Annotated in this window: 20 protein-coding genes; 8 read left to right on the forward strand and 12 right to left on the reverse strand. The window is 68.8% G+C overall.

The window, feature by feature from the left end; translation table 11 throughout:
- Positions 1–643 precede the first annotated feature (643 nt).
- Both JEQ17_RS46735 and JEQ17_RS46740 read right to left on the reverse strand, forming a co-directional pair.
- The gene (locus JEQ17_RS46735) at positions 644–1,567 is read right to left on the reverse strand and encodes a hypothetical protein (protein ID WP_200401021.1); all 924 of its coding nucleotides are present in this window, start codon (positions 1,565–1,567) and stop codon (positions 644–646) included.
- Positions 1,568–1,627: 60 nt separating this feature from the next.
- Positions 1,628–2,158 (reverse strand): peptidase inhibitor family I36 protein, encoded by a 531-nt coding sequence (locus tag JEQ17_RS46740; RefSeq protein WP_200401022.1) that lies wholly within the window; start codon positions 2,156–2,158, stop codon positions 1,628–1,630.
- A 793-nt stretch (positions 2,159–2,951) separates the two neighbouring features.
- On the opposite strand from JEQ17_RS46740, the gene JEQ17_RS46745 reads away from it, so the two are divergent.
- The 3 genes from JEQ17_RS46745 to JEQ17_RS46755 all read left to right on the forward strand — a co-directional run bounded on the left by JEQ17_RS46745 (position 2,952) and on the right by JEQ17_RS46755 (position 5,388).
- On the forward strand, positions 2,952–3,257 hold the full coding sequence (locus tag JEQ17_RS46745; RefSeq protein WP_234048637.1) for a DUF6355 family natural product biosynthesis protein: 306 nt from the start codon (positions 2,952–2,954) through the stop codon (positions 3,255–3,257).
- Positions 3,258–3,312: 55 nt separating this feature from the next.
- The gene (locus tag JEQ17_RS46750) at positions 3,313–4,242 is read left to right on the forward strand and encodes an AraC-like ligand-binding domain-containing protein (protein WP_234048638.1); all 930 of its coding nucleotides are present in this window, start codon (positions 3,313–3,315) and stop codon (positions 4,240–4,242) included.
- Positions 4,243–4,353: 111 nt separating this feature from the next.
- Complete coding sequence (locus JEQ17_RS46755; protein ID WP_234048639.1) at positions 4,354–5,388, forward strand: SMI1/KNR4 family protein; 1,035 nt, start codon at positions 4,354–4,356, stop codon at positions 5,386–5,388.
- A gap of 24 nt (positions 5,389–5,412) precedes the next feature.
- Here JEQ17_RS46755 and JEQ17_RS46760 read toward each other — a convergent pair whose 3' ends face one another.
- From JEQ17_RS46760 to JEQ17_RS46785, 7 genes are all read right to left on the reverse strand, one after another.
- Positions 5,413–6,339 carry an ABC transporter permease gene (locus JEQ17_RS46760; protein WP_200401024.1) on the reverse strand — a complete coding sequence of 309 codons (927 nt, stop codon included), beginning with the start codon at positions 6,337–6,339 and terminating at the stop codon, positions 5,413–5,415.
- Positions 6,326–7,114 carry an ABC transporter ATP-binding protein gene (locus JEQ17_RS46765; protein WP_200401025.1) on the reverse strand — a complete coding sequence of 263 codons (789 nt, stop codon included), beginning with the start codon at positions 7,112–7,114 and terminating at the stop codon, positions 6,326–6,328. The genes JEQ17_RS46760 and JEQ17_RS46765 overlap by 14 nt, the downstream gene beginning before the upstream one ends.
- Positions 7,115–7,162: 48 nt before the next feature.
- The gene (locus tag JEQ17_RS46770; protein ID WP_200401026.1) at positions 7,163–8,269 is read right to left on the reverse strand and encodes an aliphatic sulfonate ABC transporter substrate-binding protein; all 1,107 of its coding nucleotides are present in this window, start codon (positions 8,267–8,269) and stop codon (positions 7,163–7,165) included.
- A gap of 322 nt (positions 8,270–8,591) precedes the next feature.
- Positions 8,592–8,693, reverse strand: a complete 102-nt coding sequence (locus JEQ17_RS50960; RefSeq protein ID WP_364185593.1) for a putative leader peptide — start codon at positions 8,691–8,693, stop codon at positions 8,592–8,594.
- A gap of 138 nt (positions 8,694–8,831) precedes the next feature.
- Positions 8,832–9,290: an RrF2 family transcriptional regulator gene (locus tag JEQ17_RS46775; RefSeq protein WP_143643055.1), complete on the reverse strand. Its 459-nt coding sequence runs from the start codon at positions 9,288–9,290 to the stop codon at positions 8,832–8,834.
- 119 nt (positions 9,291–9,409) lie between these two features.
- Positions 9,410–10,639 (reverse strand): acyl-CoA dehydrogenase family protein, encoded by a 1,230-nt coding sequence (locus JEQ17_RS46780; protein WP_200401027.1) that lies wholly within the window; start codon positions 10,637–10,639, stop codon positions 9,410–9,412.
- A gap of 13 nt (positions 10,640–10,652) precedes the next feature.
- Positions 10,653–11,222, reverse strand: a complete 570-nt coding sequence (locus tag JEQ17_RS46785; RefSeq protein ID WP_200401028.1) for a winged helix-turn-helix domain-containing protein — start codon at positions 11,220–11,222, stop codon at positions 10,653–10,655.
- A 742-nt stretch (positions 11,223–11,964) separates the two neighbouring features.
- On the opposite strand from JEQ17_RS46785, the gene JEQ17_RS46790 reads away from it, so the two are divergent.
- From JEQ17_RS46790 to JEQ17_RS46800, 3 genes are all read left to right on the forward strand, one after another.
- Positions 11,965–13,113 carry an LLM class flavin-dependent oxidoreductase gene (locus tag JEQ17_RS46790; protein WP_200401029.1) on the forward strand — a complete coding sequence of 383 codons (1,149 nt, stop codon included), beginning with the start codon at positions 11,965–11,967 and terminating at the stop codon, positions 13,111–13,113.
- Positions 13,110–13,649, forward strand: coding sequence for a GNAT family N-acetyltransferase (locus JEQ17_RS46795; protein WP_200401030.1), 540 nt, complete (start codon positions 13,110–13,112; stop codon positions 13,647–13,649). Before JEQ17_RS46790 ends, JEQ17_RS46795 begins: the two co-directional genes overlap by 4 nt.
- 307 nt (positions 13,650–13,956) lie before the next feature.
- A complete protein-coding gene (locus JEQ17_RS46800) occupies positions 13,957–14,481 on the forward strand; it encodes a hypothetical protein (protein WP_200401031.1) in 525 nt (174 codons plus the stop codon).
- A 310-nt stretch (positions 14,482–14,791) separates the two neighbouring features.
- Here JEQ17_RS46800 and JEQ17_RS46805 read toward each other — a convergent pair whose 3' ends face one another.
- The 3 genes from JEQ17_RS46805 to JEQ17_RS46815 all read right to left on the reverse strand — a co-directional run bounded on the left by JEQ17_RS46805 (position 14,792) and on the right by JEQ17_RS46815 (position 17,246).
- Positions 14,792–15,643, reverse strand: a complete 852-nt coding sequence (locus tag JEQ17_RS46805) for a phosphotransferase enzyme family protein (RefSeq protein WP_200401032.1) — start codon at positions 15,641–15,643, stop codon at positions 14,792–14,794.
- A gap of 82 nt (positions 15,644–15,725) precedes the next feature.
- On the reverse strand, positions 15,726–16,151 hold the full coding sequence (locus tag JEQ17_RS46810; RefSeq protein WP_200402079.1) for a MerR family transcriptional regulator: 426 nt from the start codon (positions 16,149–16,151) through the stop codon (positions 15,726–15,728).
- A 60-nt stretch (positions 16,152–16,211) separates the two neighbouring features.
- On the reverse strand, positions 16,212–17,246 hold the full coding sequence (locus JEQ17_RS46815; protein ID WP_200401033.1) for an MDR family NADP-dependent oxidoreductase: 1,035 nt from the start codon (positions 17,244–17,246) through the stop codon (positions 16,212–16,214).
- A gap of 315 nt (positions 17,247–17,561) precedes the next feature.
- On the opposite strand from JEQ17_RS46815, the gene JEQ17_RS50965 reads away from it, so the two are divergent.
- Together JEQ17_RS50965 and JEQ17_RS46820 are read left to right on the forward strand one after the other, a co-directional pair.
- Positions 17,562–17,645 carry a putative leader peptide gene (locus JEQ17_RS50965; RefSeq protein WP_383381850.1) on the forward strand — a complete coding sequence of 28 codons (84 nt, stop codon included), beginning with the start codon at positions 17,562–17,564 and terminating at the stop codon, positions 17,643–17,645.
- A 139-nt stretch (positions 17,646–17,784) separates the two neighbouring features.
- Positions 17,785–19,059, forward strand: a complete 1,275-nt coding sequence (locus JEQ17_RS46820; protein WP_200401034.1) for a sulfite oxidase — start codon at positions 17,785–17,787, stop codon at positions 19,057–19,059.
- The last annotated feature ends 6 nt before the right edge of the window (positions 19,060–19,065 follow it).

Here is a 19,065-nt window from a genome sequence, read left to right on the forward strand (position 1 = left end):
ACACGGCAGAAACACGCGTCGATACGAGCAGCGCTGAAGCCTTTCGAACGATCCGAGTCGGCAAGCGTGAAGCCCTTGGCGGCTGGACACGTCCTCGTGATGGCCGCATGGGAAAGTGAAGCTCCAGCGAATCAAATCGAGGACGAGCCGAGTTCGCCCGGGTCCTCGTCTCCGCAGCGCCCCGCGGCACAGGCAGAACCGAACCCCCATCTCGACGACCGCGGTGCGACGGACTCCGGGGCGCCGGAGCCGAAGGCCATGCGAATCGGCCGGATCATGGCCGCCATCGTGACGGTCGCCGCCGCGTTCGGCGGACTGGTCCTGGGCTGTAGAGCCGAACAGCGCGACGCAAGAGCGGAACAGCGTGAGATCAACGCGGAGCAGCGGAGGGACCGTCTCCCGTTCGGAATGGAAACCCGATTCTGCCAAGGTCGCATGGGTGGACACGGAGAGGTGGAACCTGGCTCCGAAGGACTCGCCGGGCTGCGCATGAATGCGGCGGACCGTTCGCACTGGTCACGATCTCGTCCTGGGCAGGCGTCAGTTGCGTTTGGCGGCGCGCTCGGTGCGGTCGAAGAGCAGCTGGCGGGCAGGGGCAGCTCCGCCGGGACTCACCGTCGGTTCTCGGTCGGGCCGTACACCCCTACAAGGCTGCTCGCCGGAGCGCCTGTTGCCTGAGTTGCCACACGCCCTCAAGCCGCGACAGCGTCGTTCGGGGCTGTTGTCGTAGGAAGGCTTCACGCCGGGCCGCGAGCGTGGCGCGGAGGTGGCTCTTGGCGTCGCAGCGCCGGTCCGCCGTGGCGGCAGCGCGCTGGTCGCGGTCGAGCGAGGCGGGGCTGACCCCAGGGGTGGCCTTGGCCCTCAGCGAATGGATCAAGGCCGCGGGGGTCTGTGCCCTGATTCCGTCCGTCACCATGCAACGCTGCCACCGGCCGAGTGCCGCCTGATATCGGCGGTCGTGCGCCAGGTAGCCGTTGAGGAGTTCGTTCACGTCCTGCGGCACGAGGACGTCTTCGAACGCGGCGCGAACACTGCCGTACAGGTGGGCCTGTGTCCCGGCCGTGCAGCCGCCGGTGGCGTAGGACCCCTTGTCGCCACTGGGCAGTATCAGGGGGGCCGCCTGGTCGGCCGGCCCGTTGAGAGCGGTGACGTAGCGGTCCTGTTCGGCGGAGGGCAGGGAACGCACGTACTGGTCCTGTGCGGGTTCGCCCGAGCCGTCGCCCCCCTTGAGGGACACCCCGTAGCTGGGCGATGAGCCGGATCCGAGCACGTCGGCCGTGGTGACCCCGGCCGACGGCTCCGGGCCCGCGCTCGTGATCAGGTACCGCAGGCCCAGCTTCCGCATGCACCGCTGATCCAGCACCTGTTGGGCGTTGAACAGCCGCCAGCTCTGCCGCAGCGTGGTGGCGTCGTTGGTGAGTACCGCGGCCGCGCGATCGAGGGTCCGCGCCGAGGGCGCCGCGGGGTCCGGCCGGGAAGCCGTGCCCGCGGCGCATCCGGCGACGCAGATCAGGACTGTGGCCAACGCCATCACGGAGACAAGGGTTGCCGTATCACGGACGGTCATCCGTCGCGAAGGGTGGTTCATGGTCAGCCTGCCAGTCATCTGCTCGCCGGTAGGGACGGTTCAGTAGTGGCAGTTCCAGGTCCACTGGTTGCTGGAGATCTTGTCGTTGATGTTCTGCGCCGCGTTGTCGTTCCAGTGCACTTGAGTGAAGTAGGGGTGGCGCCAGCCCTTCGGGAGGCAGCGTGAATTGCCGTGGTCATGCCCCGGTTCATTCCAGACAACGACGCCCATGCCGCTCGTGCCGTTGTTGAAGCCCGACGAGGCGCAATTGGACCAGGTGCCCGACGGACAAGCGGACTGGAAGAAGCTGCCCCAGCTGAGGTTGGATTCCTTGAACTGGCCCCGTGGTCCTTCGTAGTCGCCGTCGACCCAGACGCAGAAGTACGTCAACGGACAGTCGGTCCAGGCCATCGGCGACACATCGGACGAGCCGCTCCTTGACCCGGGATCCGCAGTGGCAGCCTCGGCGGCGACCGGCGACGAGAACTCCCGGTCGAGGTCGGCCGCCTGCGCGGTACCGGGGATGGCGGTCAGGGCCAGCGCGGTGACGCCAACGGTCGCGACAGCAGTGGCGATTCTGGTCTTGATCACTGGTTCTCCTTGGTTGTGTGGTGGTGCCGGTCGTGGCAAGGGTGCCGATGCGGGCGCACTCGGTTTTGGCGACGGCCGTGCGTACTTTCTGCCGCCGACGCGTTGCGGTGTCCGGCACCGATTGCTGGTTGTCCAGGCGGCCGGCCTTGGCAGGTACCGGGCGCGCGATTCGCCTCGATGTCAGGGCGGCCCGTCGTTCACACGGCGTGACGTGACTGTGGGCAGGAACCTTCTGTAGACCTTGATTCACTGGCCAGAGTGGGCCTGCTGGCGTAGATAGCAGCCCGGCGCATGGTGCCTTGACTGCCGCGGACATCGACTGGGAGGTCAGAGTCCTTCAGCCCGCTCCTCCCCAATGGTTGCGGGCTTCGGACGATCGAAGCCTTCGGTCTTCATTCATGGTTGCTCTTGAAAATGACCGTAGTCACGATCCCTGACTTCCTGGCACCACTACGCGCATCGTGGCCCCCCAGTTCGTGCACAACGCGGCGGTGGAGTGTCCGTTTGGCTGTGTACGTGGGTTGCGGCTCTGGTCCACTTCGTGGGCTCTGTCGCTGATTTGAGGGTGCGCGGCCACTGCGGATGGGCGGGCATCACCTGTCGCATTGTTCGGCAGTTGTTTGTTCGGCACCGGTACCCCGAACGCGAACAACGTCTGGGCCGCTACACCTGGAGGACGTTCCAGCCGCGGCAGCCACGTTGCGGGTCGTTTCAACGGAACGCTGAACAGGAGCCGAAACCGTGGACGGTCCGTCCGTGACGAGTCCCGTCGCCGTCAGTTCAAGGGGTACGCATGAAGAAGGCAAACCTGGCCAAACAGATGACCACCATGGCCGCCGCGCTCGTCACGGCCGGGGTGTTGTCAGTCGGCGCAGCCGAAGGCACCGCGGCCGCCGCGCCTGTCGCGGAACCGTGCGGGTTCTATGAGACCTCGACGTCCGCGTACTACCGGCACTGTGGGTCGACCACCATCGAGATCAGGGTCGACTACTGGAACAACACGTCAGGGTACGAGTGCGTGGGACCGTGGAGCACGATGTACCTCGGCCGGAAGGTCGACGTCGACTACGCCGTATACCAACACGTCGGGTGCCCCTGACAACCCCACCGCGATCAGCGCGTGGAAGTGGACAATGCCAAGGGGGTGCGCCGGCGTGACGGAGAGCAAGGGTTTCCGTTTAACGGGAACGGAGTCGTTCGAGGCAGCGGTCTCGTCCTTGTTCGGTTCGCTGCGGGTGACGGATCCTGGCCCACCGGCGTTCCAGGCCGTGGTCGACCACGTAGCCATCGGGGCAGTGATCGTGGCCCGCATCCAAGCCGCTGCCGCGACGGTGACACGGGACATCCAGTGCATCACTTCCACCGACGTGGAGTGGATGCACCTCACACTGCATCGCCGCGGCCCGGTCGCGGTGACCCAGGACGATCGGACCAGCGCGCTGAGACCGGGTGAGCTGTTCGCCTGTGACAACACCCGGCCCTACCGGATCATCGGTGCCGAGCCCAGCGATATGACCGTGCTCTGTGTTCCCCGTGCGAGTCTCGGCAAGCGGGCGGACTGCATGGGCCGGCGTACGGCACTTCCCATATCCGCACAGGACGGTATCGGCAGGCTTCTCGGCTGCGCCCTGTCCGGGATGGACGAGGACCTCCCCCGTCAGGGTGTGGCGCGCACATATCTGGCCGACGCGCTCACCGCGCTCCTGCTCGCTGCTTTCGTCGACACCACCCCCGAGAGGGCCTCCGTCGCGAGCGATCTTGTCGATCGAATCCGCGTCTATGTGCTGGCCCACCTTGGCGACCCCCTGCTCGGTGCTGAACGAGTCGCACGTCGGCACCACATCTCGGTCCGCCACCTCCATGCGCTTTTCAAGGGCGGCGATCTGACCTTCGCCGCCTGGGTCAGGCATGAACGCCTGTTACGGATCCGCCGTGACCTGCTCGACCCTGCCTTCGCAGACCGCGCCACGGCCGCGATCGCGGCCCGGTGGGGAGTGCTCGACACCAAGCACCTCGGCCGGGCAATGAAGCGGGAGTTCGGCGAAACCGTCAGCGATTTACGCCGCGGGCAGCAGGATGGCTGAGTGGGTGAGGTGTGGATCGCTTCAAGAGAGGGTCCTGATCAGGCGCTGGCCAGCCGACCGTCGATCTCTGCTTGATGATCCGTAGAAGCGTCAAGACCGCTGAGTCCTACGATGAAGGGCCCCGCCTTCCATTCGACCAGCAAGGGACGCCAGGCCGTGGACGTCGAGATATCCCCGTTCTTACGCGACACCGCCACCCAGTTCGGGACCGGCGTGGCCTACGCCCTGAAGGTCCTGGCCGGTCAGTTGGCCGACGACCCGGACATGGGTCGGCCCTCGGAGCTGCCCGGCATCCTCACCGTGACGGTGGACGGGGACCTGTTCGAGGACTGTCCCGCCCTGGCCATCGGCTACATTCGCGAGCCCGATCGGATCGAGATCCGGTACGTGAACCCGATCTCCTTCGCCGAGTCCGCCGAGTCCGCCGAGTCCGCCGGGTCAGCCGAGTCCGGCGAGCTCGTTGCGGGCGCCCAGGGCCGGGAGCAGCAGGAGGAGGAGCAGCGCGACGACCCTGCCACCGACGCGGTCACCGTACGGGAGGTCGCCGATGCCTGGCAGCGCATCACCGGTTGGCTGCAGCGCAACGCCCCCGATTCCTACGCCGCGCTCCGTGGTGGCGCCGGCCCCACCGCCATTGCCGCTCTGGAGGGCGACCTCGGCGTCCGGATACCCGTCGAGCTGCACGTCCTGTGGCTGCTGGCGGCGGGTGACGACGGGGCCAGTGGTGGGGGATGCCTTCCGGGTAATTGGGCTCTGATGACCCTGGACGCCGTGGCCGCCGCCTACCGGTTGAAGATGGACTCCCAGGCCCACCAGGACACCTTCGACACCGACCGACCCGCGGACGAGCGGATCACCGTGTGGAAGGCAACCTGGATTCCGGTTGTCGCCTTGGGCCCGGCTGACGCCACCTCGGGCCTGTACCTCGACGCCGCGACCGGCTACCTGGGCCGGTGGTCCCGCTACAACGAAGCCCCCGGCGAAGAACTCGACACGCTGGTCACCTACTTGGAAGAGGCCGCCGACATGCTCGAAGCCCCGGCCCTGGCCACGCGGGACAAGCCAGGCCTGATCGGTGGGGCGCTGGTGTGGGGCAGCAGTATCGACCCGGCACAGGAAGACCGGTGGCAGCCCTGGGACGGCTGACCACACCGGTCACGATCCCGTCGTTCAGTTGCTGACCAGCAGGCCCCGGCTGCGCAGTACCCGCCGCTCCAGCGGGCTGAAGATGAGCAGGTCGATGGCGATTCCGACGATCAGGATGAGGAGGATGGCGAGGAAGACCATGGACATGCTGTTGGCGGTGCGGCCGTTTTCCAGGAGCTGGCCGAGGCCGATGCCCAGGTCGGGTGAGGAGGCGATGATCTCGGCGGCCATGAGGGAGCGCCAGGAGAAGGCCCAGCCCTGTTTGAGGCCGGCGAGGTAGCCGGGGAGGGCGGCGGGGATCACGATGTGCCAGGTGCCGCGCAGTCCGGTGGCGCCGAGTGTGCGGCCGGCCCGCAGGTAGAGCGGGGGTACCTGGTCGACGCCGGAGACCAGCCCGTTGGCGATCGAGGGGACCGCGCCCAGCAGGATCACCGCGTACATCATCGAATTGTTGAGGCCCAGCCAGAGCACAGCGGGTGGCACCCAGGCCACGGACGGCAGTGACTGGAGTCCGGACAGGATCGGGCCGATGGCGGCGCGGACGAATTTCACGCGGGCGACCAGCAGGCCCAGCGGCGTGCCGATCGCCAGGGCCATCAGGAAGCCGAGCAGGCCGCGGGAGACGCTGGTCCAGATGTACTCCAGCAAGGTGCCCTGTCGCCAGGCGTCGGTCAGCTCGTCCCAGACCGCGGACGGTGCGGGCAGCTTGTAGCTGTCGGTGACCTTCGCCCAGACCAGGACTTGCCAGACCACCAGCACCAGCGCCACGGCGACGACGGGCGGCAGCACCTTGCGTATCAGGGTCTCGCGTACCGGCGTACGGTCGACCCGCACCGTATCCAGCGCGTCGAGGCCGGCCTCAAGTCCCGCCAGATCGTGCGGGTCCTGGGACTGCCCGGCTGCCGGGGAGTCGTCCTTCTTGATGTCGACCCCGGGGTCAGTGCTGGCCATGGCGGCGGATCTCCCCACGCAGTTGTTCGGTGATCTCGACGGACAGGTCCGCGACGGCGGAGTCCTCGATACGGCGTGGCTGCGGGATGTCGACCGTCCACTCGTGCGCGATCCGTCCCGGCCGGGAGGACAGCAGCACTACGCGTTCGGCGAGGCGGACGGCTTCGCGGACGTTGTGGGTGACGAAGAGCACCGACACGCTGGTCTCGCGCCAGATGCGGGTGAGTTCGTCGTGCAGCACGTCGCGGGTGATGGCGTCCAGGGCGGCGAACGGCTCGTCCATCAGGAGGAGTTTGCTGTCCTGGGCGAGGGCGCGGGCCAGTGCGACGCGCTGGCGCATCCCGCCGGACAGCTCGTGCACCCGCTTGCCGTAGGCACCGTTCAGCCGGACCAGGGCGAGCAGTTCCTCGGCCTTGTCGCGGCGTTCGGTCTTCGCGACACCGCGGAGTTTGAGGGCGAGTTCGATGTTCTTGCCGGCGGTCAGCCAGGGGAACAGGGCGTGTTCCTGGAACATCAGGGCGGGGCGGCCGTCGGTACTGATGCCACCGGCTGATGGCTGGTCGAGGCCGGCGACGAGGTTGAGGAGGGTGGACTTGCCGCAGCCGGAGGCTCCCAGGAGGGTGACGAACTCGCCGGGGGCGACATCGAGGGTGATGTCGTCCAGGACGAGCTGGCGGCCGGCGGGTGTGGTGAAGGACTTCGAGACGTGCTCGATCCGCGCGGCGTGCTCCACCGACGTCGTGGCGTCGGCGGCCTTGGCGAGGGCGGTTGCCATGGTCGTCACCTCCTGGGAACTCATGGGTGAAAGGGGCGGGTGCGGGGGTTACTTGACGCCGAGTCCGGCGTCGTCGACCGTGGTTTTGCCCTCGGCGGTGAGGACCTTGTTCAGCAGGGTGAGGTCGTAGATGCCGTCCAGCTTCGGCTGCTTGAGCAGGCCGGCCTTGACCGCGTGGGCGGCCTCGGTGTTGAGGGTGGAGGCCAGTGGGTCGTCGGTGAACTGGATCGACTTCCAGGCCGGGTCGAGCACGTTGGCGGGCAGCGGCTTGCCGGACAGTTCCTGCAGCTTGGTGTTGGCGGCGGCCTTGGCCTTGTCGGGGTTGGCGTTGATCCAGGTGTTGGTCTTCACCGAGCCGCGCAGCACCGCCTGCACCACATCCGGATGGGCGGCCAGGAACTTCTGGGAGACGATGATGTTGGTGATGACGAACTTCTTGTCGGGCCACAGGTCGGCCTCGTCCAGGAGGACCTTGCCGCCCTCGGCGACCAGCTTGGACGCGGTCGGCTCGGGCACCCAGGCGCCGTCGATGGAGCCGGACTTGTAGGCGTCCGGGGTGATCTTGTTGTCGGTGCGGACCACGGAGACGTCGCCCTTGCCGCTCTGTGCGTCGACGGTCCAGCCCTGCTCGGCGATCCAGTTGAGGAAGGCCACGTCCTGGGTGTTGCCCAGCTGTGGGGTGGCGATCTTCTTGCCCTTGATGTCCTTCAGGGACGTGACCTTGTCGGGGTTGACGACGAGCTTGACGCCGCCGGAGGCGGAGCCGCCGATGATGCGCAGGCCCTTGCCGTCGGTGGTGCTGTAGCCGTTGATGGCGGGGGAGGGGCCGATCCAGCCGATGTCGATGGAGCCCGAGTTGAGTGCCTCGATCTCGGCGGGGCCCGCGTTGAACTGGGAGTAGGTGGCCTTCGTGCCGCCGAGTTCCTTCTGCAGCAGGCCTTCCTGGTCGCCGACCAGGGCGGTGGCGTGCGTGAGGTTGGGGAAGTAGCCGATCCGCACGGTGTCCGCGGAGAGCTTCTTGCCCTCGGCCGCCACCTTCGAGGTGTCGTTGTCCTTCGACTCGGACCCGTAACCGCAGGCAGTGAGAGCGAGCAGGGGGAGCGCGGCTATGGCGGCGATGGTGCGCAGGGTGGTGAGCGGTCGTGCGGCAGACACGGAGGTGTCCTCTCAGGGATGGGTTGTCAGGAGGTTCGGAATTGCGAGGCGCAGAGCCCGTTGGCGCGCACCAGCACTCCGCTACCGGCCCTCGGCGGCGGGAATGCCGTCGCGGGCTGAGGCGCGGATGGTGGCCGGTGTTGCCGGAGTGGATGGTGCGTCGCCGTCACAGCCACGCCGCGCCCGAAGGCATGCGGTCATGGGGATGTGCGGGTGACGCAGTCAGCCAGGAGTGTCGAGGAGCGTCCGGTCCGCCGAGAGGGGCGGGGTGGCAGGGGGCGCAGCGGTGTTCTGCGCGAGCCACCAGGTTCAGCGGACGGCGTCAGACGGGTCGACAGATGGCGCTGGACGTACGGCCGAGGTCGATGTGGCGACGCGAGGTCAGAAGGGGCAGCAACCGGTCTGTGCGGTTGTGCGTTCTCATGGCCACCCCGCAGTTCCCTAGTTTTCCCACCTGGTTGATGGGGATCGTGACAGAAGGCGGCGTTCACCCCAAGAGGGTATTCATATAATGGACAGCCTGATCTCAAAATGTGAGATCAGGCTGGGAGCGGCCCTGTGGTCAGGGGTTCGTCCAGGCGCCGGGGGCGTCGGTCAGCGCGGACACCCCGGCGGGCAATTCGGCCGACGCGACGTCGGCGAGGGATACGCCCTCAAGGATCTCGCGCACGTTGGAGCGCAGCGCGATCCACAGGGGAAGCAGCGACTGGGCGGGTCCGGTGTAGGACAGGTCGGGAGGGCGGACCCCGCGGACCGATACCAGCGGTCCGTCCACGACGCGAATGACGTCGGCGATGCTGATGGACTCGGGGGGCTTGGCGAGCCGGTAGCCGCCGTTGCCGCCGCGCTGGCTGAGGACGAGTCCACCCCGGCGCATGTCGTTCAGGATGCCTTCGAGGAATTTGTGCGGGATGTCCTGGGCGTCGGCGATGGCCTCGGCCTTCAGCGGCCCGTCGTCTCGTGACGCGGCGAGCTGCAGTGCGGCACGTACCGCGTAGTCCGCCCTGGCTGAGATCCGCATGCGTTCATTATCCCGTACGAAATCGGTCGGCGTCCGCCGCGGGTGGGCTGCCGGGGGCCCCTTTCCGTCCGGCGGTCAAAGGTTCAGGTCGCCGGAGGTCGAGGCAGGGCCTTGAGAGGTCAGGCGGGCAGGACGAACGGAGGGTGCGCGCCGTTCAGGAAGTAGTCCCCGACATCGCGAATTCGGTCGGCCACGGGCTCGTACAAGGTGTGGGTCCTGGCATTGCGCCAGAAGCGGTCGAAGCCCAGCCGCGAGGACGTGGAGCGGGCGCCGATGACGTCCAGTGCGCGGGCGGTGCAGTCCTGCACGGCCCTGGAGGCGGCGGCTTCGGCCATCGCCACGAGGACCGATATCTCCGCGTACTCGTCGTACGTGAGGTCCTCGCCGCGCTCCAGCCCGTCCTGCAAGGCATCCAGAGCCTGATCGGTGAGCGCGGACGCGGAGCGGGTGAGGACGGTGAGCTCCCCGTACGTGGTCAGCACCTGCGGGTCCTGCGGAGAGCCCGCCGGCCAGGCCGGGTCCCAGGGGGAGTGGCCCGCCCGGCTGTACTCACGGGCCTCGGCGAGCACTCCCTCGGCCATGCCGAGACGGAGCTGGACGGACACGAGTCGCCCGACGGGTGACGCCAGGGAGGCCACGGGCGAAAGGGCGTCCTCGTCCGTGGACAAGGAGCCGATCACATCGTCGGCGCCGACCGGTACGCCGTCGAACTCCACGCTGCCGCCGGCCGCGAGCCGTTGGCCGAAGGGGTCGGCGTCGCCGTCGATCACCACACCGTGCCGGGCGGGATCGACGACCACGGCGAGCGGCTCGCCGGTGTCGGTCCGCACGGCCCGTACGACGAGCCGATCGGCGACCAGGACCCCGGTGACGTAACTCTGCCGACCGTCCAGCAGGTAACCACCGGCGGTCCTGTTCAGTGCGAGAGGCGGTTCCTGGCGGGCGAAACCACCGCCCCAGCACCACTGCTCCGCCGCCGACTCCCGCCCGACCTGCGAGGCGAGAGCGGGCTCGGTGAGGAACCGGGCGCTCCATGACATGAAGTAGTGACAGCCGAGGAGCTGGCCGATGGCGCCGTCGGCCGCGGCGATCTCCCGGACGACGGCGTAGGCCGTCGGCCAGTCCTCGCCCGCGCCCCCGAGCTCGGCCGGTATCAGCAGTGTCAGCAGCCCCGCCTCGCGCAGCCGGGACACCTCGTCGAACGGGACCTTGCCCGCCTGCTCCCTGACCACCGCGTCCGTGGCCAGGTCGTCCGCCGTCTCGCGGGCCACGCGCAGCCAGTGCGCACGGCCCGTCGCGGTCCCGTCGGACTCCGGGGCGGGACCGGACAGCGCGGGGGCAAAGCCCATGGGACAGGTCTCCTCAAGGCCGGCCGCAGAGAGCGGCGTCGGGGCTCGTTTGCTGGTCGGGCACGTACTTGTAGCCCACGCGCCGTACGGTGACGATCCGGTGCTGGTGAGCCTTGCCCAGCTTGCGGCGCAGGCGCGCGATGTGGACGTCCACGGTGCGGCCGTCGCCGACATGGTCGTAGCCCCATACGTTGGCCACCAACTGCTCGCGCGAGTGGACCTGGTGGGGGCGCAGAACGAGATGGGCCAGCAGCTCGAACTCGAGGTAGGTGAGGTCGAGTTCACGCCCGTCCGCCTCCGCGACATGTCGCGTGGTGTCGACGTGGATGCTGTCATCGCCCGTCCGTGGCGCGGGAGGCGAGTCGTCGTAGGTCACCGGCCGGAGGTCCGGCCGTACCCCGTCCTTGGCGAAGAGGTCGGCGGGATCGGTGCCCTCGGGAACGAACAGGAGATAGCCGACGAGCGGCGGCGCATCGTGATCCCCGGTGCCACTCCGTGGGGTGTCGCCCACCAGGCGGAGATGGCGCACGTCGGGGAGCGGCGAATGCGAGGGAGCGGGCTGAGCCGGAAGTGCCGTGGTCATGGCGGTCGTCCTTCAGAAGGATGTCGGGCTGTCGGGAGCGGTGGGTGAGTTCACCTGAAGGAGCGGAGCGGCACGCGTGATGTGCGAGGCGCGTGCCCTAGGCGCGACAGCAGGCGGCGCTGACGACGTGACCAAAGTCGACATGCCGACGACGAACGAGTCGTTGCTGCGTGGGGCACATGTGCATCATCCTGCGCAGCCCAGGAGGGCGCCGTCAATACTTCCCTAGTAAATCGATAGGAAATATAGGGAATGATCGTTACGGTGTCTGGACTTCACCGCCGTCGCCGGCCGGTGAGCAAGCTGCCGGAGCCGGTCCGGCATGCGGGCGTCGGTTGACGATGAGCGAGATCTATTGCTCAATTGGCCGCATGAACGCCCAGCCGCGCTTGGTCTCGCGTGACCACATCGACTTCGGTCGAGTGTGGTCCGCGGCGTGTTGCGCCTGACTCGGGCGGTGGGCCGTCCGTCGGCCCTTCCCTCCTCGGTGACCCCGTCGCGGACCGAGCTCCCCCTTCGGGCCACGGACCCTCGCAGGCACTGACGCGCGCAGGCACTGACCCGCGCAAGGGCGTGGTCCTGCGAGCCCTGGCGCGCGCTGCCGCCGTCCGGTTCGTCCGACGCGCAGGGTCGCCACGTTCGCTCCGAGCCGCACCACTTCTCTGAGGTGCCGTCCCTGACGAGCAGTCACATCCCGCTGTGCAACGGACCGTTCCGCCAGCCCGTACGAAAGGCCATTCCCATGCCCGTGGAGTTCCTCGGCATCGCCGCGACCAACAACGGATCCGAAACCACCGCCCGGTCCGGCGCCGCCTTCGACAAGGAGTACACGCTCCGGCTGGCCCGGGCGCACGAGGAGCACGGCTGGGACCGGGTGCTGTTCGCCTACGGCTCCGGATCGCCGGACCCCGCGCCGGCCGCCGCCTACATCGCGAGCAGGCTGGACCGCCTCCAGATCCTGCTCGCCCACCGGCCCAACGTCTCGTACCCGACCTTCGCCGCCAAGACCTTCGCCACCCTCGACCAGATCAGTGAGGGCCGGCTGACCGTGCACTTCATCACCGGCGGCAACAACCAGGAGCAGGGCCGCGAGGGCGACACCCTCACCAAGGACGAGCGCTATGCCCGCACCCGCGAGTACATCGGGATCGTCAAGAAGATCTGGACCACGCGCGAGCCCTTCGACCACGAGGGCGAGCATTACCGATTCCACGACTTCGTCAGCGACGTCTTCCCGGTCCAACAGCCCCGCCCGGACGTGTCGTTCGGAGGTTCGTCGCCCGCCGCGTACGCCGCAGGGGGCGCCGAGGCCGACATCTACTGCCTCTGGGGCGAGCCCCTCGCGAAGACCGCCGAGCAGATCGAGAACGTGAAGGCCGCCGCGAAGGCCGCGGGCCGCACCGAAGTGCCGCGTATCCAGGTGGCGTTCCGCCCGATCATCGCCGCGACCGAGGAACTGGCCTGGGAGAAGGCGCACCGCACGGTCGGCGCGATCAAGGCCCGCAAGGAGAAGGGCGAGGCGATCACCAAGCGCCACAACGGGCTGACACAGCCCCAGAACACCGGCTCGCAGCGGTTGATCGCGATCGCCGAGGCGGGCGAGCGCTACGACCGTGCCCTTTGGACTCCCACAGCAGCCGCCACCGGGGGAGCGGGCAACTCCAACGCCCTGGTCGGCACACCGGAAACGGTCGCTCAGGCCCTGCTGGACTACTACGACCTCGGTGTCGACATCCTCTCCGCCCGCGGCTACGACCTGCTGGACGACGCGATCGACTTCGGCCGGTACGTGATCCCGATCGTCCGCGAGGAGGTCGCCAAGCGCGACGCCGAGCGTGGGGCCGAGCGCGAGGCCCGCCCCACGCAGAACCTCGCGGCGGTGAATGGATGACATCAGTCGCGCAACCACCGTCGTCCGCAACCGAGCTGACGGTCATTCAAGTGACGGTGGCCGACCCACGGGTGAAACCGCTGCTGCGCGAACTCGGCGACGAGTACTCGACGCGCTACGGCAAGGACGCGCACGCCGAACTCGCCCGCTATCCCGACGAGGAGTTCACCCGGCCGCACGGCGGAGTGCTGCTACTGCTCCTGGAGCGCGGCGAGCCGGTCGCGGGCGGCGCCTTCCGCCGGTACGACGGGACCACGGCGGAACTCAAACGGATCTGGACGCATTCCGCCCACCGCCGACGCGGCCTCGCGCGAATCGTCGTCGCCGAACTGGAGCACGAGGCGCGCGAACGCGGCTACCGGCGGATCTACTTGACCACCGGGCCGCGCCAGCCCGAGGCGCGCGGCCTGTACCTGGCCACCGGCTACACCCCGCTGTTCAACACGTCCGCCGACCCGGAAACCATTGGCCCGCTGCCCTTTGAGAAGCACCTGCCGGGTATCGCCCGCCACGAGATCCCGCCCGCGACCAGTTAGCGGATCGCGTCCAGCAACTGCCGTTGACAGTAGCCCTCGGGCCGTCCGCCCTGCCTCTGAAACCAGCGATGATCGCGCCGTCGTGGACAGTCCCGGCTCGGGGCGGCGTTCATCGCGTGGCCCGGAAGCCTCCCGAGCACCCCGGAACCTGGCGTTGAAGTCACGGTTCTGCCAATGCCGTGCGAACAGACGACCAACGGCGCGCATCGGAATCGGGCCAAGGGGGTGGGGGGTTTACCGAGGGACGCACGGTGTACATAGTGAGTCCTGCGTACGCCCTGGGCAGGTGCGTGCGGAGGGGGAAGCTGTGGTGCGCTACGTTCACCATCAATTGGCGACGATCGTTGAGGTGGGGGTCGCCATGGCCGTCACCGCGCCTGTGGTCTTCGGCGTGCGCGGGCTGCCGCACGCCGAAAGCGGCAAGGTGGTTTCTCTTTTGGCTGTTTTAGGGGCCAGCGCGCTCTTCGGCCTGATGGCGATTTCGATCCGGTCGCACTGGCTGGGCGGCGAGAAGCGCGATTTCGAGAGCGCAGTCGCCCTGACCGACCCCGAGACGATACTCTCCGACCCGCGCGAGTCCATGCGCCGCAGCTTCGACGGATCCTTCGTTGTTTTCGTCGCACTGTCATGCCTGGTTTTCGGCCTGCTCTGGGGCCCCTGGGGCATCGGTTGGGCGGTTGTATTCATACCGGAGCGGATCGTCAAGGGCGTGTACGTGTCCTTCTGGGAGCGACGCCACGGCGTACTCCTGTGGCGCGGCAGGGTCGAGGAACAACCCTTGGGGAAGGGCCAGTTCCTGTATTCCTCGCCGCGGAACACGATGCCCGGATGAGTTTGCTCTGCGCGTCGTGGCGTCCCACGCCTGCTGGAACTGCCGCTGACCTGCAGAACCAGCGGGAGAGACCGACACGAGGCGGCGCGCCGCGAGACATCGACATCAGCGCGGCCACCACGATGCCAGCGGCAGCCCCGGTTGCGGGTTCCCCGAGCGACCGAGAGGCCCTGCCCTCATGCGCGTACAACGGAAAGATCACCCCGGAGGGAAACCTGTTCGACCCGCATGTTCCATGACCGGTTGAGATACGGCTTGTGAACCCTGACGGAATCAGAAGTCGTCCGTGCCCGACCTCGAAGGTCCGCGATCAGCCATCGGTATCCAGGCCGTTGCGGCCCAGCGCCGCTCGGATCTGGCTGAGCCACTCCGCGCCGAGCCGGCGCCCGTTCGGGAGCTGGTCGTCTCGGTCCCAGCGCCACGTTGTGATGATCGCCAGCACGAGGATCCGGCACTCGCGCAGCAGGTCCTGGTCGACACCTGGATACTGCTCGCCGACTTCTTCGGGGGCATGGGCGAGGTCGAATTCGACGGGCCCGCGGCAGCACGTCTCGAGGTCGATGAACAGCAGCCCGTTCTCCGTGGTGAGCAGGTTGCCCGGGTGCGGCTCGCCGTGCAGCAGTTGCTCGGCGCCGCCGCGCTCGCCGATCGCTCGGCTCAGGCTTCGTAGCGTGTCGACGAGGAGCTCCCGGTCCGCGTCGGCGAGTGCCGGAGTGCGTTCGCGGTTCGCCAGGAGTCGTTGGGCGTACTCGATTCGATCCGTGAAGTGCGGCGTCGGGACATCGAGCTTGCGCATGCCGGCATGCAGCTGCTCGAGCGCGTTGGCGAAGTCGGCCGGTGAGACCTCTTGAGACGCGGCGGGTTCGTAGTAGGTCCATAGGGTGACCACAAAACCGTCTCGCTCATGGACGCGTGGCTCCACCCGAGGCTCAAGGGCAGCCACCGGGCACCCGGATTCGGCCAGCCGCTGAGCGAGCTCGACCTCGAACTGCGCGACCTGTTGATCCACAGGTGCCACCCGGGCCAGGACGTCACAAGGCAGCAGACGCAGAGTGAGCTTGTTGGAGTCATGAAGAACGATCGCGTCGTCGACTGCCAGGTCAAGTGATGAGGCGATCGACATGGCCGCGGCCATTGCACGCGAGACCTCTGACGCCTGCATCGTTACTTGGCCCTTCTCCCTTGAGCCCTGCCACAGCTCTCCAAGTGGTGCAACTGGCCCGCGCACCATACCAAGTTGTCGATCACGGTCTACTGGGCTCGGCGGAGAGGGCCGCCGCAGGTGCAGAGGGAGAAGAGCTGGACCGGTCGCCCACGCGCTGTGCGAGACGGTCGCGCAGACGGGTCAGGCGGTCGATCTCGGCGTTGAGGGCCGCCAGTCTGCGGTCGGCGACCCCGGAGCCGGGGACACCGGAGTCGGGGCACCCGCACCGCCGTTGCGGATTCTCGATCAGCACGTCGATCCGGTCGCCGACACCGCGTAGATCCTCGACGGTGAGCCCGAGCGCCAGCAGCTCACGGACGGCGCGGGCTCTGGCCACATCGTCCGGCCCGTACACACGCTGTCCGGAGGCCGTACGCGGCGGCGGTGGCAGCACGCCGCGCTCCTCGTAGAACCTCAGCGCCCGGGCCGTGGTCCCCGCCGCTGCGGCCGCATCCCCGATCCGCATCCCGCCCCCGCCCTGGACTTTTCCACGCACCGGCCCCACCCGCGACCGAGCCCTGCAGCCTCACCGTGGCGGCAACTCCACGACGACGGTCCCGAAGTGCCGCCCCTCGAACAGTTCCTGCAACGCACGCGGCGCCCGATCCATGCCCGGGACCCGTACGTACGGGAAGGTGATCTCGCCGGATCGCAGCCAGTCCCCGAAGCGCTTGGTCCATTCCTCCGTCACCTCGGGGTGGTCCATGCCGCTGTAGCCGCGCAGCGAGACGCTCTGGTTGACGATCCGGAACGTGTCGATCTCCGCGGGCGCGCTGCCACCATCCCTGTGTGGCGACAGCTGTCCGGCCAGAGCGCCGACCAGTGCGAACCGGGCACCGCGGCGCGCGGCGCGGACCGACGCTGCCAGTTGCTCACCGCCGACGGTGTCCAGCAGCACGTCGATGCCCTCCGGCGCGGCGGCGGCCAACTGCGCGTCGAGCGACTGGGATCCCGGCACCAGCACCTCGTCGTAGCCCAGTTCGGCCCGCAGCCGCTCGGCCTTGTCCGGTGAGCGGGTGCTGCCGATGACCCTCGTGGCGCCCAGCAGTCGCGCCAGCGAACCCGCCAGCGACCCCACGGCTCCGGCCGCCCCCGTGATGAACACCGTGTCGCCGGGGCGGACTTCGGCGAGCCGGGTCAGTGCTCCGTACGCGGCCGACCCGGATGACAGGTGGGCCACCGGGTCGGGCAGCGCATCGCCCAGCGGAGCGCAGTCGCCCTCCGCCACCAGCGCGTGCTCGCGCCACCCGAGCAGATGGGTGACCGCGTCCCCCGGCCGCAACGTACTGCCCGCCGGCGTCGCGACGACCTCGCCGACAGCGGGACCGAAGAGCGCGTCACCGACGTTGATACGCGGCAGCGGTACACCGTCGACCTGGCCGCCGATCAGGGTGCGCAGCCCCGGGAACACGAGGAAGTACTGGTTACGGACGAGGACTTGACCCGGACCGGGGGCGGAAAGCGGCTTCTCCACGACCGAGAAGTGCTCGGGCCCGGGCAGCCCCTCTGGAGCGCTGGTCAGCAGGATCTCGCGCGTCGTTGCAGGCAGGACAGTGGCCATGTCGGGGCTCCTGGACAGGTGAGTGTGTGAACGGGGGAATGGGTGGGCGCGGGCGACAGCCGGAGCCGCCTGGCCCGCGGCGCGCAGACGGTAACCCTTGACGTGCGCGTCAAGGGCAAGACAGCCGCGGCCGTCCGGCCCGCTGTCCGATGGTGACTCCCGCCTTCCGGCGTACCCCGTGCCTCCGCCCGCCGCCCGAGCCGCCGCTTCCTGCCGGTGTGTCCGAGCAGGCAGGGGTGCTGAGCGTGCTGAGGCCAACTCCCGGACACGAAGGCTCCATTGACACCCTCGTGAGCCACGTGCTTGCATCCCGGCATGCCGTCGCCGGAGCCTCTCACTCGCCGCCGCGCCGTGGACCTCGTCCGGGTGGCCGCGGCGCTGTGTCGGACGACCTGCTGACCACGGGCCTTTTCGCGCCTCCCATCAACAGCCTCGCTGTGCAGGCGTGTTGTGCTCGGAACTCTGGCCGCTGGGTGCCCGCCCCGGCCCGCGCCTGACCTGCTCCCGCGCTTTCCACCTCTTCTGACGAGGACTCGCCATGCCTACTGCCGCCCCCGCCGGCCACCACGAGGAATCCGCCTACGACCGCCGCAGGCTGCGCCAGTGGCTCGCCGGCGAAGCCAGGGCGGACGGGGTCACCCGCCGTCGGCTGCTCACCCTGCTCGCCGCCACCGCCGCCGGGACAGCGCTGGGTGCCACGCGTCCCGCCCACGCCGCCGACCGGCCGATCGTCAAGACGCTGCCGCCCGAGTGGTTCATCGAGCGTGGCACCAACGCCGAGACCCGTTGGGACGCGCTGCGCGGGACGGGTCTCCACACCCCCAACGAGCGGTTCTTCGTACGCAACCACACCGCCACCCCCGTCCTCCAGGCCGACGATTGGCGGCTGCGGCTGTGGGGGAGCGGACTGCGCGGCGCCCCAGGCGAGGACCGGGCGGTGGAGTTCGGGTACGACGATCTGAGAGCCCTGCCTGCGGTCACCCGTACCGCGTTCGTCGAGTGCGCCGGAAACGGACGCTCCTACTACACGTCCCAGCAGGGCGAGACGGTCACCGGGACCGCGTGGACGCTGGGCGCGATCGGTGTGGCCCGCTGGCGAGGGGTGCGCCTCGCCGACGTGTTGCGCCGGGCCGGGCTGTCCCCGTACGCCGTGGACGTGCAGCCGCGCGGCCTCGACGCCGAGTACGTCAGCGGAGGCGAGAACCTGGGCCGGGTGCGCCGTCCGCTGCCGCTCGCGAAGGCGCTGGACGACGTGCTGCTGGCGTACGAGATGAACGGTGAGCGGCTTCCCCACGATCACGGATATCCCGTGCGGGTGTTGGTGCCCTCATGGATCGGGATCGCTTCGATCAAGTGGGTCGGTGACATCGAGGTGTCCGCGCAGCCGCTCTACTCGCCGTGGAACACCACCTTCTACCGGCTGTTCGGCCCGGCCCACCCGGAGGGCGGCAGCGCGCCCATCACGCGGCAGGTCACAAAGAGCGCCTTCGAGCTGGCGAGCGGTGCCACGTTCGTGGCGGGACAGAGGCACGTACTGCACGGGCGGTCGTGGTCGGGCGCGGGCGCCGTCGCGCGGGTCGACGTCAGCACCGACGCCGGGGCGAGCTGGCGGCCGGCCCGCCTCCACGACAGACCACGCGCCGGTGCCTGGTCCCGTTGGTCGCTCAACTGGAGGCCCGAGGCACCCGGCGCCACCCACCTGCTGGCCCGCGCCACCGACACGTCCGGCCGCACTCAGCCGGTGACCGCCGTGCCGAACACGCAGGGGTACTTGTTCGACGCGGTGGTGCGGCACCCCGTGAGCGTGGTGTGACGACAG

Origin of the sequence: Streptomyces liliifuscus, from assembly GCF_016598615.1 — a bacterium.
In the GTDB taxonomy this organism is placed as follows: Bacteria; Actinomycetota; Actinomycetes; order Streptomycetales; family Streptomycetaceae; genus Streptomyces; species Streptomyces liliifuscus.